Origin of the sequence: Dyadobacter sp. CECT 9275 (assembly GCF_907164905.1) — a bacterium.
In the GTDB taxonomy this organism is placed as follows: Bacteria; Bacteroidota; Bacteroidia; order Cytophagales; family Spirosomataceae; genus Dyadobacter; species Dyadobacter helix.
Map to the genome: position 1 here is coordinate 524098 of NZ_CAJRAF010000001.1, position 18705 is coordinate 542802.

The 18705-nt window shown below is 45.8% G+C and carries 15 protein-coding genes; 11 read left to right on the forward strand and 4 right to left on the reverse strand.

Annotated elements, in window-relative coordinates:
- Window positions 1–95: 95 nt before the first annotated feature.
- The 9 genes from KOE27_RS02085 to KOE27_RS02125 all read left to right on the forward strand — a co-directional run bounded on the left by KOE27_RS02085 (window position 96) and on the right by KOE27_RS02125 (window position 9154).
- Window positions 96–1112: an aldose 1-epimerase family protein gene (locus KOE27_RS02085; protein ID WP_215237202.1), complete on the forward strand. Its 1017-nt coding sequence runs from the start codon at window positions 96–98 to the stop codon at window positions 1110–1112.
- Between the two features lie 47 nt (window positions 1113–1159).
- Complete coding sequence (locus KOE27_RS02090; protein WP_215237203.1) at window positions 1160–2374, forward strand: class I mannose-6-phosphate isomerase; 1215 nt, start codon at window positions 1160–1162, stop codon at window positions 2372–2374.
- 153 nt (window positions 2375–2527) lie between these two features.
- Window positions 2528–3565 carry a sugar phosphate isomerase/epimerase family protein gene (locus KOE27_RS02095; RefSeq protein ID WP_215237204.1) on the forward strand — a complete coding sequence of 346 codons (1038 nt, stop codon included), beginning with the start codon at window positions 2528–2530 and terminating at the stop codon, window positions 3563–3565.
- Between the two features lie 90 nt (window positions 3566–3655).
- Complete coding sequence (locus KOE27_RS02100) at window positions 3656–4819, forward strand: Gfo/Idh/MocA family protein (RefSeq protein ID WP_215237205.1); 1164 nt, start codon at window positions 3656–3658, stop codon at window positions 4817–4819.
- 145 nt (window positions 4820–4964) lie between these two features.
- On the forward strand, window positions 4965–5417 hold the full coding sequence (gene tnpA / locus KOE27_RS02105; RefSeq protein ID WP_215237206.1) for an IS200/IS605 family transposase: 453 nt from the start codon (window positions 4965–4967) through the stop codon (window positions 5415–5417).
- Between the two features lie 63 nt (window positions 5418–5480).
- On the forward strand, window positions 5481–6974 hold the full coding sequence (locus KOE27_RS02110) for a sugar ABC transporter ATP-binding protein (protein WP_215237207.1): 1494 nt from the start codon (window positions 5481–5483) through the stop codon (window positions 6972–6974).
- Window positions 6975–7048: 74 nt separating this feature from the next.
- A complete protein-coding gene (locus KOE27_RS02115) occupies window positions 7049–7984 on the forward strand; it encodes an ABC transporter permease (protein WP_215238335.1) in 936 nt (311 codons plus the stop codon).
- Window positions 7985–8192: 208 nt separating this feature from the next.
- Window positions 8193–8420 carry a hypothetical protein gene (locus KOE27_RS02120; protein ID WP_215237208.1) on the forward strand — a complete coding sequence of 76 codons (228 nt, stop codon included), beginning with the start codon at window positions 8193–8195 and terminating at the stop codon, window positions 8418–8420.
- Window positions 8421–8491: 71 nt separating this feature from the next.
- Window positions 8492–9154 (forward strand): thiamine diphosphokinase, encoded by a 663-nt coding sequence (locus KOE27_RS02125; protein WP_215237209.1) that lies wholly within the window; start codon window positions 8492–8494, stop codon window positions 9152–9154.
- Here the strand turns inward: KOE27_RS02125 and KOE27_RS02130 are convergent.
- From KOE27_RS02130 to KOE27_RS02140, 3 genes are all read right to left on the reverse strand, one after another.
- On the reverse strand, window positions 9151–10776 hold the full coding sequence (locus KOE27_RS02130; protein WP_215237210.1) for a M1 family metallopeptidase: 1626 nt from the start codon (window positions 10774–10776) through the stop codon (window positions 9151–9153). The genes KOE27_RS02125 and KOE27_RS02130 overlap by 4 nt on opposite strands.
- 74 nt (window positions 10777–10850) lie before the next feature.
- Window positions 10851–11831 (reverse strand): Kelch repeat-containing protein, encoded by a 981-nt coding sequence (locus tag KOE27_RS02135; protein ID WP_215237211.1) that lies wholly within the window; start codon window positions 11829–11831, stop codon window positions 10851–10853.
- Between the two features lie 136 nt (window positions 11832–11967).
- The gene (locus KOE27_RS02140; protein WP_215237212.1) at window positions 11968–12969 is read right to left on the reverse strand and encodes a LacI family DNA-binding transcriptional regulator; all 1002 of its coding nucleotides are present in this window, start codon (window positions 12967–12969) and stop codon (window positions 11968–11970) included.
- A gap of 357 nt (window positions 12970–13326) precedes the next feature.
- Here KOE27_RS02140 and KOE27_RS02145 point away from each other — a divergent pair, with 357 nt between their 5' ends.
- Entirely contained in the window at window positions 13327–14976 is a 1650-nt protein-coding gene (locus KOE27_RS02145) for a DUF5597 domain-containing protein (RefSeq protein WP_215237213.1), read from the forward strand.
- On the opposite strand, the gene KOE27_RS02150 is transcribed toward KOE27_RS02145, so the two are convergent.
- On the reverse strand, window positions 14943–15218 hold the full coding sequence (locus KOE27_RS02150; protein ID WP_215237214.1) for a hypothetical protein: 276 nt from the start codon (window positions 15216–15218) through the stop codon (window positions 14943–14945). The genes KOE27_RS02145 and KOE27_RS02150 overlap by 34 nt on opposite strands.
- Window positions 15219–15418: 200 nt before the next feature.
- On the opposite strand from KOE27_RS02150, the gene KOE27_RS02155 reads away from it, so the two are divergent.
- On the forward strand, window positions 15419–18700 hold the full coding sequence (locus tag KOE27_RS02155) for a SusC/RagA family TonB-linked outer membrane protein (protein WP_215237215.1): 3282 nt from the start codon (window positions 15419–15421) through the stop codon (window positions 18698–18700).
- The last annotated feature ends 5 nt before the right edge of the window (window positions 18701–18705 follow it).

Here is an 18705-nt window from a genome sequence, read left to right on the forward strand (position 1 = left end):
ACGGAATAAAAACGGAATAAAAACGGATGCCGAACGCCCTTTTTTGAGTAGGACAATATTTTTATTTAATACAAAATAACGAAGAGTTCCGCCGGATGGATCAGAACTGGAAAGATAAAATATCAAATCATCATCAACTGGGTGGAATCGAAACTTCGGTTATCGACAATGGGGCCGCACGGGGAACACGGATTGCCTGGATTAACACCGGTGCAGGGCTTAGGTTTAAAGTTGTGATTGATCGGGCAATGGATATTGCTGACGCTTTCTATAATCAACACAGCCTGGCCTGGCTTAGTCACGTTGGGATCACTTCGCCGCAGCCATTTTCAGATAAGGGGATCGACTGGCTCAGGACTTTTGGAGGAGGATTGCTTACCACCTGCGGATTGAGTCATGTGGGTGGCCCCGAGGCCGACGGTTACGGAGAACGGGGGCTGCATGGGCTGATCAGCAACATACCGGCGGAAATTGAATCCATCGTTCAGCCGGACCCTAAAGCCGGAAAAATGAAAATGAGTATAACCGGTATAATCCGTGAAACCAGGCCCTTTGGACCAAGTCTGGAACTCCGGCGTACCATTTCTGCAACCTTGGGCGAGGCGGCCATACAGATTCATGATGAGGTGACCAACAGAGCCAATACCCCGGCACCTCATATGCTGTTGTATCATTTCAATTTTGGATATCCTTTGGTAGACGAGGGGACTGATATCCTTTGGGAAGGTAAATGGTATCCCCGAAACGGAGAAGAGAATGCCAGGATATTCAGGGAAGGTAATTCATTTAAAAAGTGTCCTGCGCCGTTGGAATCACATTCAGGGTCAGGTGAAGAAGTAGTATTAATTGATACCGAGGCAGACGCCGCAGGAGACAGTATATGCGGATTAAAAAATACCAGACTGGGCCTTGAAATGGAGATGAGGTATAAAAAGGAGCAGTTACCCTGGCTTGCTAACTGGCAACACTGGGGCAAAGACGAGTATGTAACAGGTATTGAGCCAAGTACGCATCCGCTTTCGGGGCAGGCAAAGGCAAGAGAGGACGGGACACTCCTGTTCATTCAGCCTGGTGAAAGCAAAGAATATCATGTAACGTTACGAATGAAGTAAACAATTAGAAACAAGTATTACGAAATCTAATATTAATCAAAAACCAGATGGGAATATCAAGTATTGCACAAAAGGCATTAGAACAGGGAAAAGGTATATTAAGATTGGCTCCTACCTGGGTGCCGCGTTCATTTTGTGTGCCAGGCAGAAGAATTAAACTTCATCCGGATGATTACTATGTGCTGGGTGGGGCGCGGGGCGGAATTGACGAGCGCTGGCTGTCATCCACTACACCTGCCAAGAACGGCCCATTGACAGGAGAAAACGAGGGACTTAGTGCGATTGTTTATAATGACGGGAGCGGGGATCAGCAGATACTTTTGAAAGATGCGGTTGAAGAACTGAAAGGTGAATTAATCGGTGACCGTCTCTGGGACGAGTACAAAAGCTGGCCGATGTATTCCAAGTTTTTTGACAACATGGGGCCACTTCCTCACCACATTCACCATAATGACGAGCACGCAGCTTTAATAGGACAGAATGGCAAGCCTGAGGCTTACTATTTTCCGCCTCAATTGAACAACCATGGCGGTGATTTTCCTTATACCTTCTTTGGAATCACTCCCGGAACAACGAAAGAGCAGATTAAGGAATGCCTGATGAATTTCAATAAAGGGGATAATAAAATTACAAATTATTCTTCGGCATTCCGTCTGGAGCCTGGCACTGGCTGGGATGTTCCGCCAGGAATGTTGCATGCTCCGGGTAGCCTGTGCACCTATGAGCCGCAAAAAGCCTCTGATGTATTTGCGATGTATCAGTCGCTTGTAAACGAGGCCATTGTTCCTGAAGAATTGCTTTGGAACGGAACTCCCGAGGATCGCAAAGGTGACTACGACCAGTTGATGGAAGTAATTGACTGGGAGTTGAATACAAATCCTAACATGCTTGAAACCCGTTTTATGCGTCCGAAACCTGTTAAGGATATAGCAGAAATGGAAGCTGAGGGATACATCGAGAACTGGGTTTGCTACCTCAACGAAGCATTCAGTGCAAAAGAACTTACTGTACTGCCCGGGCAAACTGTGACGATCAGAGACGCAGCGGCTTATGGAATCATCGTGATGCAGGGACATGGCAAGTTTGGGGTATGGGATATTGAAACACCTGCCCTGATCCGTTACGGACAGTTGACTAACGATGAGTTCTTTGTAAGTGAAAAGGCGGCGAAAGAGGGTGTGGTGATCAGCAATCCTTCTGCCAACGATCCTATCGTAATATTGAAACATTTTGGTCCGCTTAATCCGGACCTGGTACTATAGGCAATCGGCTTTCAATGGCCAGCTTTCTGCTTTTAGGATTGCTGGCCATCGGTAGACTTGTAGGACAAACAATTATATCTTAAGTATCCAGTTGTTTTTTAATAATCAAACAAAGCTGATAGCCAGCAGCTAACAGCCAAAAGCTACTAAACCATGCCAGAAAATAATTATCCAAAACTCCACAATGCCACATGGCCTGGTATTGTTGGTAAAGGGTCCGATTCGGAGCCCATTATTCCTTTCGACACGTTGCTTGAAAAAACGGCTGCCGCTGAGGTGGACGGGGTAAAGTTTGACGGTGTTGATATCGGTCTATTCGATGAGCACCTTGGTGAGTATTTAAACAGTGAAGATGGTGCAAGCCGCCTTGCTGATAAAGTGAGCGGCTACAATCTGGAAATCGGAAGTCTTGTTGCAAATGTATGGGCAGGTTCGGCGCTTGGCAGCAAAGAGTCGCGCGATGTGTTTGTAGAGCAGGTTCGTAAAGCATGTGTTTTCGGGCAGAAACTTCGCGAAGCCGGTGTCCGCCATGGTGGAGTAGTTCGTATTGATTCCGCGGTTTCACCGGAAGTATGGTCTGCCGATCCCACTGCGAATACCAAACAAATAGCAGAGACATTCCGGATCGCCTGTGACGTAGCCGCCGACTTTGGAGAAAAACTGGCTGCCGAGGGCGAAATTTGCTGGGGCGGAATGCATAGCTGGAAAGCGATGCTGGATACGCTGGAGGCAGTGGATCGCCCGAATATGGGTTTCCAGGCAGATATGTCCCATACTTTTTTATACCTACTTGGCTATAATAGACCGGAAGACCGGATTTTACCAGCCGATTTTCAATGGAGCGACAGAGCTGCTTTGGAGGAGGGACTTAAAACTATGACTGCAAAATTACGTCCATGGACCTTCGATTTCCACGTTGCCCAAAATGATGGCACTGTTCACGGAACAGGTTCGCATGATAAAACAGGTCGTCACTGTCTGGCCACCGATCCGAACGGAAAACTGGATATCACTCATGATGCGGGCTACTGGTTGCGCGATGAAAACGGAGTGCTGACCAAGGCTTTTCGCCACATCTGCTGGGACGGATGTATGTTCCCGAATTCGGTAATGGGCAATCAGCAAACCTGGAACGACATTCTTGCTGCGCTTGTAAAAGTACGTAAGGCGCATGGCTGGTATCAGGCATAACAAAACGAAGTTTTAAAAAAGGTTATTGATCAAAAGGCTAAATGCAGAAAGTGGTTTGCCACCTGCTGAAAGCCAATAGCTTTAAAAAATATGTCAACTAAAAAAGAGATAAGGATTGCGCTTATCGGTACCGGGCTTATGGGCCGTACGCATTCTAATGGATACAATCGGATTGCTAACTTTTTTCCGGAACTCGAATATACACCCGTATTGAAGGTGGCTTGCTCGCGTAATGCGGAAAAGGCAAAAGCCTTTGCAGAGCAGTGGGGGTACGAGTCATTTGAAACCGACTGGAAAAAAGTAATCGCAAGAGATGACGTTGATGCCATCGATATTTGTACAGCCAATGATACCCATGCTGAAATTGCAATTGCTGCTGCGGCAGCCGGGAAAATGATCCTGTGCGAAAAACCGCTTGCCAGAACTCTGGCAGAGGCCCAGACTATGGTGGATGCCGTTGAAAAGGCGGGAGTGAAAAATACGGTCTGGTATAACTATCGCCGGGTTCCTGCTGTAACATTGGCAAAGCAAATCGTGGATTCAGGGAAGCTCGGAAAAATTTTCCATTACCGCGCCAACTTCCTTCAGGACTGGACGATTAATCCGGATGTTCCGCAGGGAGGAACCGCAACCTGGCGTCTGGATGTAGATGCGGCCGGATCGGGCGTAACGGGCGATTTGCTTGCACACTGTATCGACACCGCCATGTGGATCAATGGAGGTATTAAAGACGTTTCTGCAGTAACAGAAACATTCATCAAAGAGCGTGTTCATGCTGAAAGCGGTAAGGTGCAGAAGGTAGGAATAGATGACGCGGCTATCTTCCACTGCCATTTTGAAAACGGTTCACTGGGTCTTTTTGAGTCAACACGTTATGCGCGTGGGCACAAGGCGCTTTATACTTTTGAAATAAACGGAGAACATGCTTCCATACGCTGGGATCTGCATGATCTGAACCGTCTGGAGTATTTTGATCATTCCGACGATTCCATCGTTCGTGGCTGGCGTTCGATCCTGGTGACTGACGGTGACCAGCCTTATATGAAAAGGTGGTGGATTCCTGGCACCAGTATAGGTTATGAGCATTCTTTCATTCACCAGGCGGCTGATTTCTTTGAAAGTCTGCAGACTGGAAAGGATTGCAGCCCTACCTTTAAAGATGCGCTGGAAACCCAGAAAGTCTGTGAAGCAGTACTTGATTCGGCCAATTCGAAAAGCTGGAAAGATACCGGCGTTGAATGGGCGGGGTCCTGATTATAATCTAAAACCCAGGGCGATGCCCTGGGCGGAGGTACTTAGCCCTTACAGGGCGACAATGTAACCGCCCTGTAAGGGCATAATACTTTTCCCCAGGGCAGCGCCCTGGGGAATTCATCTGCACACACCAACCCATTCAGATATGTCACAATCCTTGTCAAAGGTCTGCACACACATTGTATTCAGTACCAAATACCGTCAGCCCCTGATCGACGAAAAGATCGAAAATGAATTATGGAGTTACATGGCTGCCGTATGTAAAGAATGGGGATGCCTGCCCATTAAAATCGGAGGATATTTGGATCATATCCATATTCTCTGCGTGTTATCCAGAAAAATTACGATCATGAAACTTCTGGAAGAGGTTAAGCGAAGTTCATCAAAATGGATCAAAAGCAAAGGGATAAAGTACCAGGAATTTTACTGGCAGAACGGATACGGCATATTCTCTGTAAATCCTTACCAGCTGGAAGTAGTAGTGCAATATATAGCCAATCAGAAAGAACATCATCAGAAGAAGACCTTTCAGGCAGAGTACCGGGGCTTTTTAAAAAGATATAATGTAGAATACGACGAACGGTTCGTCTGGGACTAACTATTTACACCAAAGCAATACCTTCCACGTCACAGGCCCGGTCCCGTGTATCTCATAATCTGCATGCCCGACTATATACTTCAGATAACTCACCTCTCAAAATCTTTCTCAGGTACCAAGGCACTGGATGACGTCAGACTTGATCTGAAAAGAGGAGAAGTACATGCGCTGATGGGCGAAAACGGAGCAGGTAAATCCACTTTCATGAAAATACTGATCGGAATGCTCAAACCCGATTCCGGAAGTATTATTCTTGATGGAGAAGAACTTAAAAACAACAATGTAAATGATATTCTGAAAAAGGGAATATCCATGATCCACCAGGAACTGCTGGCCGTTCCCGAGCTTACCGTCGCCCAGAATATTTTTTTAGGAAGGGAAAAACAAATGCCAGGAAGCATCTTTGGATGGCTTCATGACGGAGTCATGAATGCCCGCGCCGGCGAACTGCTGCGGAATCTGGAGCTTGATATTTCGCCTTCGGCCAAAATGAAGTATCTGAGTGTAGCCGAAACGCAGATGGTGGAAATCGCAAAAGCCGTATCAAACAAGGCCAAGGTGATCATTATGGACGAGCCCACCTCGGCCATATCAGACAAAGAAGTGGCCAGTCTCTTTAGAATAATAGCGGATCTTAAGAGGAAAGGGGTATCTGTAATTTACATCTCACACAAAATGGATGAAATTTTCCGGATCGCAGATACGGTAACCATTTTAAGGGACGGGAAATATGTCACCAGCAAGCCAGCCTCGGAACTCAGTCATCACACCCTGATCGCTATGATGGTGGGACGGGAGATTACCCAGCTTTTCCCGGAGACTCCCACCGATACGGGTAAAGAAGTACTATCTGTAAGAGAACTTTCAAAAAGAAATCATTTTCAAAATATCAGTTTCCAGGTTCAGGCGGGTGAAATACTGGGAATAGCAGGTTTGATGGGCGCAGGAAGGACCGAAATTGCACGCGTAATTTATGGGCTCGACCGTCCCGACAGCGGAAGTATATACCTGCAAGGTGAGCCCGTCACAATAAAGTCCCCCGCACATGCCATTTTAAAAGGGATCGGCTACGTAAGCGAAGATAGGAAGGTGCTTGGGTTTGTACCGGCGATGTCTGTCAAAGATAATATTACGTTATCCAGTCTTAAGAAGCATAAAAAGGGCCTGTTCATCAATACAAAAAGTGAGGCTGCACTGTCGGAAAGTATGGTTTCAGATCTTAGAATAAAGACTGAAGGTATTAACAAGAAGGTAAAAGATCTGAGCGGAGGTAACCAGCAAAAGGTTGTAATAGCTAAAGTGTTACAATGTGATCCACAGTTGATTATTCTTGATGAACCAACACGCGGCGTGGATATAGGTGCTAAATTTGAGATATATAAACTGATCAATAGTCTTAAAAGGGAAGGGAAAGCCATTATTATGATATCTTCCGAACTACCGGAAATTTTAGGGATGAGTGACAGAATCCTGGTTCTTTCCAAAGGGAAGCAAACAGCCCTGCTCGCAAGGGAAGAGGCATCCGAAGAGTTAATTATGCAACACGCGGTTCAGTAGCTGCATACCAGTTATCCGTTTCCGTAGAATTGAATTCACCATTACAAAATATTCCGGATACAGTGGAAACAAACATGGTTAAAAGGTTCAGTAAATCAGGGCAATACGGGATTTTTCTTGCGTTCGTGATTCTCTGTGTGGTACTTGCTTTCAGTACGCCAAGATTTTTTACGGTACCTAATCTGATGATCATCGGTACGCAGGTTTCCATCAATGCCTTGCTTGCTTTTGGGGTAACTTTTGTGATTATCACCGGGGGTATAGACCTTTCTCTGGGCTCCATGGTGGCCGTAACCGGGGTGGTAGCTGCAATGTTTGCCCATCCGGACGATTACCCTGTGATCGTTCCCATTCTTGTTGGATTAGCGGCAGGGACAGCTACCGGGGCCTTTAACGGGATTGTTATCACCAAAAGTAAAGTGCCCCCGTTTATTGTCACACTCGGCACCATGACCATCGGCCGGGGACTAGCCCTGATCTTGAGTAAAGGGAGGCCTATCTCAAACCTGTCCGATTCATTTAATTTTATAGGCGGCGGGAATGTCGCTGGGATTCCCTTCCCGATCATCATTTTAATCCTTGCCTTTCTGATTTGTTCCGTCATACTTAACAAAACTATTTTGGGACGGTATATGTATGCCGTGGGCGGTAATGAACAGGCAGCGAGAGCTTCCGGGATTAACATCAGTGCGGTAAAAATCTGGGTTTATACCCTTAGCGGACTGTTATCCGCAATGGCGGGCATATTGCTCACTTCCCGGATTACCACCGGACAGCCCAATGCGGGTGCGGGATTCGAACTGGATGCCATTGCAGCCGCCATTATCGGAGGAACAAGTACTTCGGGAGGTACAGGAACCATGGCCGGAACCCTGATTGGCGCCCTTCTCATTGGAGTAATCAGTAACAGTCTGGATCTGCTGAATGTAACTTCCTATTATCAGCAGGTAATAATGGGAGTGATCATCATTGCTGCGGTAGTCCTGGATGGTTTTGGAAAGAAAAACTAAATACTTTTAGTGAAAAACAAGGATAGTTCTATACCTCTAATCACTGGGTTTTAAGATGTTGTTTACAGGTGTTGTAGTATTACTTCGTTATTTCGTATAAATAAAACGCTCTCATGGTTTTCCAGTATAAAAGGCTTGTTTTCGTTTAATTTCTTTCAGATATTCGATACCGGATTCGCACCTCAGAGTATCTAAAATCGACAAATGAATGGGAAATGAACCGAAGCCTGAGAACGAAGCAAGGGTGCAGATACAGGCTTCATTGGATGGTTTAAATGTTTTGGCACATGATGTAAAAAATTACTACGCACGGCTTATCAGGCAAAATAATGAAGTACCTTATATGATTGAACAGCTGAGCAGAGATATTCATAATCTGGAACAGCACGTTGGCCGTTTTGAACAAAATGTAAGTTTGTTAAGTAAGAACGGTTGATAAAATTCTTCATTTCCATGAGTTCTTTTGTCTGCGGCGGGTACTTAAAATATTAGTACGAATTCTATCTCATGTCTTCACACCATATCGTAAAGGAAAAACAGGAGCCAGCTCTCATTATTGCCAACGGAGAATCCTGCAGTGAAGAACTATTGGGCCAGTTGCTGGAATGGAGCCCGTTCATAGTGGTGCTGGACCACGCTATCTATCGTGTTCTGGAACTGGGGATCAAAATTGATGTCTGGATGGGCGATTTTGATCATAACCATGATTTTGATCAGATCCGCCAGAGCCAGTATCCGTTGGAAATCATATCTACACCTGACCAGGACAAGACGGATCTCGAAAAAGCAATCGATTTTTTAATCATGCGAGGATTCCCTGCTGCCAATATCATTTGGGCTACGGGAAGGAGGGCAGACCATTCCATCAGTAATATTACCAATCTGGTCCGATATAAGCATACGATCCGGCTGGTGATGCTGGACGACTACTCCAAAATTTTCCCTTTACGTGGTGTTTTTGAAAAATGGTATGTGGCAGGTACCCCCATTTCACTTATTCCTGTCGGGGTGGTGAATGGCATTCATACCAGTGGCCTGAAATATAATCTTAATAACGAAACCCTGTCGCTGGGTTACCGGACCGGCAACAGCAATGAAACGGAAGCGGATGGTATGGTCAGGATATCAGCCAGTGAGGGAGACCTGATTATCATGGAGTGCTGGGATTAGAGTTGCTTAGATTCAACATAAAAATTCCTGTCCACCACAAGTTTTTTAATCCCTTTAGTTTTAAGAGTTTTTAATTTCGCAGTGGGGTAAAGCCATTGTTCCTCGTTGCCTATTTTTACTTTCAGAGGCATATCAAATCCTTTTACAACGTTGGTCCAGCGATATTGAATGCCGCCATTGTCAATGGAATATTGAAAAACCGGTATCCTGGTGTCTCTCAGATACTGGTCAAAAACTTTGGACAGGGTTTTCCCGCCCTGTTCTGTAATGTAATTTTCAATCTGCGAGCCATCCACGGTCTGGTGATAAAAGGCCTGGTTAAGCCCGCGCAGGATCTGTCGCCATTTTTCGTCATCGTTAATGATCTGACGAATGGTATGCAACATATTTCCTCCCTTATAATACATATCCCTGGATCCCTCCTGGTTGACCCCGTAGGTACCCACAATGGGTATATCATTGGATATGAGCTCCCTGGTACCGATCACGTAGTCGGAGCCGGCCTCTTTGCCAAAGTAATATTCGGTATAGAGTGTTTCGGAATAATTTGTGAAGCTTTCATGAACCCACATGTCGGCAATGTCTTTGTAAGTGATATTATTGGCAAACCACTCGTGGCCGCTCTCATGGATGATGATGAAATCCCATCGCAACCCCCAGCCGGTATTCGATAAATCCCGGCCCAGGTAACCATTTTTGAATTTGTTTCCATAAGTAACGGAACTCTGGTGCTCCATACCCAGGTAAGGTACCTGTATCAGTTTGTAGCCGTCTTCATAAAAGGGGTAAGGACCAAACCAGTACTCAAAAGCTTTCAACATCAGAGGTACCTGTTTAAACTGTTCCTTTGCTTTCTCAAAATCGTCTTTGAAAGCGTAGTAACTTATAGGCAGGTTACCTTTTTCACCTTTATAAATTTCCTTCCAGCTGGTGTAATTTGCTACGTTCATATTGACGCCGTAGTTATTGATCGGGTTTCTGACTACCCAGTTAAAGGTATGGCTGCCATCGGCCTGCTCAGTCACACTTTCAAGTTGCCCATTGGAAATGCCCTGCAACGATTTTGGCACGGTGAGGCTGATCCGCATACTGTCCGGTTCGTCGTACATGTGATCTTTGCAAGGCCACCACACGCTGGCTCCCAGTTGCTGACACGACGTAGCAATTATAGAATTCCCCTCAGCGTCCCGCACCCATTGCAAACCTCCGTCCCAGGGCGGGCGTTTAGCTAATTTAGGTTTTCCAGAGTAGTTTATCTCAATGAATTCATTATTACCCTTATTCTGTTTCTTTTCCAGATGGATGAAAAAGGCATTTCCGTCCCGTCTGTAGGTGAGCTCCCGGCCATCCTGAACAACTTTTATAATTCTGAGAGGTTCCTGTAAGTCTATCTGCATTACCTGAGAGGATTCCAGCACCCGATAACCGATGGTGTTACTTCCCATCACGGTACTGTCGGAAGTGTTGGGTTTTACCTGCAAATGGTAATAGGCGAGGTCCCACCATGCTCTTTCTGCAGTAACAGACCCACGGAGCGTATCAGCATGGGTAAAACGCTGTTTTTGAGCAAGAGATAAGACGGATACAAAAACCAGGCAACCGGACAAAAGGAATCTCAGCATGTGTGTTGGGATGGTGATACAGCTTAAAAGGCAGGGAATATGGCGATGAAGTATGCGGGTTAGAAATTGCTCCTTTATTTTTCCATAATTTCCATATCGTTCAGTTCTGGCCCGCCGCCTCTATTGGCCGAGCCTGTCGCAATATATACCTTTTTGTTTAGTACTACGGCCTGTGTTCCATGTCTCCCCTGGTGCATTGAAGGTAGTTTTTCCCATTTCTGGGTTTGGGTATTGAAAGCTTCCACCTCGCTGTGTGCGGCTTCCTGAGTACCGCTCTCTCCGCCAATTACGAGGATCTTGTTTCCATAGGCCACCGTGGTATGGCCGGCCCGCAGTGTCGGGAGGTTATTGGATTCGTCCAGTGTCGTCCACTTGTCTGTCTTAAAGTCATAAACGTCTACTTCTTTGATCGTCGTATTGATTACCTGATTGATCCGTGCAGTGGACAGCCTTCCCCCGGCAACGTAAAGTTTGTTTTCATGAACGGCAACTTGTACATGATCACGCGGGCGAGGGGCATCGGTCAGTTTTCTCCAGGTATTCGTGGCAGGGGTATATTCATCGAACCACGCAACCTGGCCGTCCCAATGTCCATCCTGAATCCCACACACGAGATAGATCTTGTCGTTCATTGTAAATGCACCGGCAGCTCCGCGCCTGCGATTTTCAGGGATTTCAGGTCCTTTGCGCCATTCGTTTTTTATAGGATTAAAGATATAAATATTAGGAATGGGTATCTCGTGGGGAAATCCGCCTGTAAAGGCTCCTAAGACATAAATTTCATCTTTAAAGGAAACCGCTTGAAAATGACTCATTTCAAGTGGTGCCTTGCTAAGCGTTGTCCAGGTATCTTTTTTTGGATCATACTCATCTACGGGTCTGCTACCCCGGCCTCCGATCAGATACAATTTTCCATGGGCCTGTGCCATGCCATTTTCATGGCGTTTCTCAGGAAGATTGGAAGGTTCAACGGCCTGCCAGATTTGTGCCGAAACGGATCCGGCATAAAACGCGACCATCAAAAGTGCGGAATAAAATCTGTACAATGCGTTCATATGAATGATATCTAATGTTAATCAACAATATCTCTTTTTATTCAAATCGCAAGCACGTTAGGAAAAGAATACTAAGATACGATTTAAGAGATGAAATACTGCCAAATGGGAGGGGTAATCTGTGAGGTAACGAGACCTAGATGGAGCCCCGGATGATGAGCTTGCTTTCCAGAACTATTTTTTGAAAGGCAAAACGGGTGCTATTCAGCTCCTTGAAAATAAGTTCAAGTGCTTTCACACCCATTTCATAGGCCGGTTGAGATACCGAACTCAGCGGCGGGTCCAGCAACTCATTGACCGGTTCGTCATAAAAGCCAATGATCGAGAGGTCCTCTGGGATTTTCATTCCCTTCTGTTTGGAAAGTACCAGCGCCCATTGGGCAATCTGATCGCTATATGCTACGATGGCGTCCAGTTGGATGTTGGATTCAAAAAGATCGTGGATAGCCTTAATCATATCTTCTTTTTCCTGGCTGATGATCCGCACCAGTTCGTCGTCCACATCTATCCCGAAATCTGCGTGTGCTTTGCGATATCCGTTGAGCCGGTTATGGCTAATCTGAAGATGATTGGGACCGCCAAGATACGCAATGCGTTTTCTACCCCGGGAAAGCAGGATGGATACAGCCTCGTATGCCGCTTTCTGATTGTCAATAATAACTTTTGAACAGATTATTTCCTCACAGTCGCGGTTGAACAATACCAGCGGAACATTTTTGCGCTGGACTTTTAACAGGTGTTCAACTGAGGTACTGTTTGCCGAAGGAGACAGTACGATACCAGATGTACGCGAGCTCAGCAGGGTTTGTATCTGCCTTACTTCTTTTTCGTGATTATCGTCTGTCTGGCAGATCAGAAGCTGATACCCATTCTTTTCTGCAATTTCCGCCATTCCGGGGATGGCCTGGAGATAAAGCGCATAGCTGATTTTTGGAACCACAACGCCAATGGTATTACTTCTTTTATTCAACAGTTGAAACGCCAGCTGATTGGGTTCGTAATCCAGCTGTTCTGCCAGATCATAAACCGCTTTTTTTGTGGATTCTTTTATATCGGGATGGTTTTTCAATGCTCGTGAAACGGTCGAGATGGATATACCCAGCTGTGTAGCAATTGTCTTTAGCGTAATTTCTTCCATTTCAGATTCTGACGAATATCTTTAAATAATACCAACTGTTACCCATAGGCATAAGGACTCAATTATGTGCTTTTAAACAAGTTACCGAATCGAATTAAACGGTTAAATATTTCTGCAAAGGTTTGCGCAAAGGTTTGCGGAAGTTTTTTAACTGTTTTAATTGTAACAAGTTAAATAAAATTTCAACTTTCCTTTACTCGTGTTTGGCTGACACAATCAGCAAAACAGATTTTTCGTGGAAAAATACAACCGGACCTTATCTGGCGGGCACACCATCGCGGCCCACATCCGTGATGATTCCAGGGTAATTCTTATTCTCGTCCCTTATTTAACAAGGTAAATTTTTATATCCTTATTATGCTGAAAACTTTCTTTTCGATTATTATTTTCTCAGTTGCCGCCAATATTTTCGCACATGGGCAGGCAGTTGTCAGTCAGCGGGAAATGGCAGGAAAACCAATTCCGAGACTGGTCAGTGAAAAAGGCAGGCATACCCTCATGGTGGATGGTAAACCGTATCTTATTCTGGGGGCTCAGATGTGGAATTCCAGCGGATGGCCAGCTATGCTGGATAAAACCTGGCCACAGCTCAGGGAGCTACAGTGTAATACTTTGGAAGTGCCGGTCTACTGGGAGCATATTGAAAGAGAAAAAGGGAAATTTGATTTTGCCAATCTGGACAAACTGATTCTGGATGCCCGGCGTGAAGGTATCCGACTGGTATTGCTATGGTTTGCTTCGTACAAAAACGGGAGTTCGCAGTACATTCCTGTTTGGATGAAGGAAAATACAGCAGAACATCCGCGCATGCTGGATGGCAGTGGCCGGCCGATCCAGGTTTTATCTACCTTATCTGAAAATAATCGTAATGCAGATGCACGTGCCTTTGCCGCTTTGATGGCGCATATACGGGATGTTGACGAAAGCTACCGGACCGTGATTATGGTGCAGGCGGAAAATGAGCCAGGTTCCCTTGGTACTGACCGGGATTATTCTGTAACAGCCACTAAACTTTTTAACGGGCAGGTTCCGGGTAAACTGATATCAGCCTTAAAAAAGAAACCCGGAACCTGGCAGCAGGTGTTTGGGGTGGATGCGGCAGAAACTTTTTCGGCCTGGCACATGGCTTCCTATATTAACGACGTCGCTGCAAAAGGGAAAAAGGAATACCCGCTGCCAGTATATGTGAATTCGTGGCTGAGGGAAAACCGCTTTGAACGCGCAGGAGAACATCCCAGCGGCGGCCCTACTTCTAATATGCTGGATGTTTACAAAGTGGCCGGGCCTGCAATTGACTTGCTCGCTGTGGATATTTACAACAAAAACTACATGCAGTTCAGGGATTTATGCGAGAAATATCAACGCCCGGATAATGCGCTGTTTGTTCCTGAAACAGGGAAAGGGATGACTTTTGCTCGTTTTCACTTTTATGCCATCGGAGATTATAATGCCATTGGTGTGGCACCTTACGGCATTGACCCTTTTCATGGAGACCCGCATGACAAACGTGATAAAACCCGGCTTGACGAAAAGTTTACAGCCATTGCAGACAATTACCGGTTGCTGGCACCTGCCATCCCGCTGATTACAAGCCTGCAGGGTACCGGAAAATTAAAAGCCGCAGTGGAGGAGGGTGGCCTTGGCGACAAGCTGCTTCACTTCACAAATTATAACCTGCTGCTGACTTTTGGCTTCCCCAGCTACAAAGTGGGGCCAGATCTTACAGGCCGGGTTCTGATAGCCGAAATAGCTCCTGATGAATTTTATCTTATTGGCTTTGATGCGAAGTTCCAGTTCAGGCCCAAGCTTGGGTCGGGATTTTCATCGGCCGAATTCATTTATATGCAGGAAGGTACTTTTGTGGAGGGAGAATGGAAACAAACCAGGATCTGGAATGGTGACGAGGTATACCATTCTACTTTAACACCCGATGGCGTCATTCTGAAAGTCAAGCTTAGAGGGCTGCAATCGGATCAGATGAATATCACACCGAATTTTGAAAAGTGACGAACCGGGATCGGATAGGCAGGAGCACCGTTATGTGGTGCTTTTTTCTTAACCAAACGGCCGCCGCCGGAAATGTCAGGAGAATCTAACTCCCGGATGATACCGTTCAATAGGGCTGCTGGTCTTATTTTATTTGAATAATTATATATAAAGTAACCAGCCTCAGAGATGCCCTGATTTGGTGAAATAGAAAATTTGTTTGAGGCAAATGAGAGGGCATATTTCTGCAAACCTTTTCGCAATCCTTTGCAGAAATTTTTTAACTAATTTATTAACAGGTAGTTAAATATTATTGCATCTTTCAATTATGGTGTTTAATTGACACAATTAAAAGAAAGAACTATTCTTGATATAGTTCAATTAACCCTGGATAAATGAAAATAATCTTTCTCACCCGGATTCTCCATCTGATGGGTAATCCTAAACCTTCACCTACACGTTTATGAAAGTAAAAAACTACTTATCAGTAAAACATTGCTTTGGGTTCTTGCTGGCGGCGGTCATAAGCCTGGGAGCAAGTGCCGAAACCTGGGCTGGCCGTGCAAGGGCCGTCGGACGGGAGCTGGCTCGTGTACCAACCGAAATCCGTGGGAAGGTAACTTCCGATCAGAACGAACCGTTGGTTGGTGTAAATGTAATTGTCAAAGGAACCTCTATCGGAACTTCCACCGATACGGAGGGAAACTACAAAATCAATGTTGCGGATGGGCAGGGCGTTCTGACTTTTTCTTTTATAGGTTACCTTTCGCAGGAAGTAAGCATTGGTAATCAGACGGAGATCAATGTGCGGCTGCTGGCAGATACCAAAATTCTGAATGAAGTAGTAGTAACGGCTTACAGCAGTCAGAAAAAGAAAGACATCACCGGTTCTGTGGCTGTGGTAAATGTGGCCGCAATTACAAAACAACCTACGGGGCTTCTCTCCAACCTGTTGCAAGGGCAAGCGGCCGGTGTTACGGTGATCTCTTCCGGCCAGCCCGGTTCAGAACCGCAGATCAGGATCCGGGGTATCAATACATTTGGGAACAATACGCCCTTGTACGTGATTGACGGGGTGCCCACGCAGAACAGTACTAACCTCAACCCGAACGACATCGCCTCTATCCAGGTATTAAAAGATGCCGGTGCAGCCTCCATTTATGGTTCGAGGGCATCCAACGGGGTTATTATTGTGACCACAAAAAGAGGCACCGGAAAGGTATCGGTTCAGTATGATACCTATTACGGCGTTCAGACTCCCCTGAAAGGGAACGTTTGGGATCTGCTGAGCCCGATGGAGGAAGCTGAATTAAGGTGGATAGGATATAAAAACACGGGGATAACCAATATCAACGACCCGATGTATGGAAATGGCGCTTCGCCTGTACTTCCGGATTATTTGTATCCGGTGGGCAAGATGGAAGGCGATCCGGCGGTGGACCCTTCGAAATATTATGTAAATCCCAATTTCCATACGGAGGATGACTACAACAAATTTTACCGTATCACGAAAGCCAACAAAACAGGTACTGACTGGTTTCACGAAATTTTTAAACCGGCCGTGAATCAGAGCCATAACCTTTCGGTGAGCGGCGGCACAGACAAAGGAAGTTATCTGGTTTCGCTGAACTATCTCAATCAGCAGGGAACATTGATGAACACCTATCTGAAACGTTATACGCTCCGTACCAATACGATGTTCAACGTCAGTGATCATATCAGGATCGGGGAAAACCTCACCTACAGCGTCAGCAGCAATCCTACGGTGAACGATCTGGCGAACGCCAACCCGATATCGCGTACAGCATCACTGGCTCCTATCATTCCGGTGTACGACATCATGGGTAATTATGCAGGGATTTACGGAACCGGCTATAACGGAAACAATATTGTGGGTGAACAGCAGAGGAAGGCCAATGACAGGAACTTGGGTAACAGGCTGTTCGGTAACATGTTTGCGGAGATTGATGTATTCAAAGACTTTACTTTTCGTACAAATTTTGGAGGTGAGATGTATTCGGGTACAGCCCGCTCGTTCGTTTATCCAACCTATGAGAACAATGAGAACGTAAAGATCAATTCATTTTCCCAGAGTTCTTCGTCGGGGTATGCCTGGACATGGACCAACACCCTTACCTATCACAAGGTTTTCCTTGGTAATCACGACATCAAGGTAATGGCTGGTACAGAGGCATATAAATCGATCTACGAAAACCTGGGAGGTACCACAAGAGATTATTTCACATTTGATCCCAATTACACCACCCTTTCTACCGGCGCAGGTACTCAAACCAATTACAGCGGCAGAAGTATGGAATCCCTCAGTTCGCAGTTTGGGAGGTTTGACTATAGTTTTAAAGACAAATACCTGCTGAGTGGTACACTGCGAAGGGATGGCTCTTCAAAATTTGTTACTTATCAGTATGGCTGGTTTCCTTCGGTCAGCGCAGGATGGAGAATTTCGGAAGAAAGATTCATGAGAGGAATAAAATGGCTCAGCGACCTGAAACTCAGAGGAAGCTGGGGCGTAATGGGTAACCAGCTGAATGTGAGTGCTAACAACGGGTACTATACCTTTATTATGGATAAAAGTGCTTCCTACTACGACATAGGACGGACAAACAATTCAAATGTTCCTGGATTTCAGGTGGGACAAATCGGTAATCCTGAGGCAAAATGGGAACGAAATATCAATGCCAACGTAGGGATTGACGCCACCTTGCTCAACGGTGCCCTGGACATAGCGGTGGATTACTTCAGGAAGGATATCAAGGATCTGCTATATAACCCGGCTGTTCCCGGAACGCAGGGAGAAGGTACGGTACCCTTCGTAAATATTGCAGGAACCACCAACCGGGGTGTTGACTTATCCGTAATGGGGCATAAGACCATTGGCAACAGCCTGAAACTGAATGTGGGCCTCACGTTTACCTCGTACAAGAACAAGGTAACCAAAGTGACTGACAACACCAACTATTTTTTCTCTTCCAAAACACACAATGGCACCAACTTTATCAGGAATGAAGTGGGGCATCCCATCGGTGCATTTTATGGATACCAGATCATTGGTTTCTGGAACAGTACGGAAGAACTGGATGCGGCCAATGAAGAGGCAAGAAAAGCCACGGGCAGCCCGGCCACAATTTATCAGACAGAGCAGGCTCTGGGCCGGTTCCGTTTCCAGGACTCAAATAAGGACGGTCGCATTACCGCAGACGACCGGGTGTTCCTGGGCAACCCAAATCCGGATTTTAACTATGGTATCAACCTGGGACTGGAATACAAAAACTTTGACCTGAGCATGTTTTTCTATGGTGTACAGGGCAATGAGCTGTGGAATCAGAACCTGTACTGGACTGATTTTAACGCTTCCTATGTGCAGGCAAAAAGTAAAACGGCCTTGTACAACTCCTGGACACCGGAGAGGAAAAATGCCAAAGTCAGTATCCAGGAAAACAGACAAACTGCGAGTACCAACGGCTCTCCTACATCCTATTATATTGAAGATGGATCTTATCTGCGGCTGAAAAATATACAGCTGGGATACAACGTACCTGCAAATTTGCTGAAGGGAATAAAAGTTACGGGGCTTCGGATTTACGTGCAATCGGCCAATTTGTTTACGCTCACCAAGTTTTCAGGCCTGGATCCTGAAATAGGAGGTTCGGCCACCAGTTTTGGAGCTTCCGAAGCATCCTATCCCAACGACAAGCAGTTTTTATTTGGTGCCAAACTAAGTTTCTAAGATTT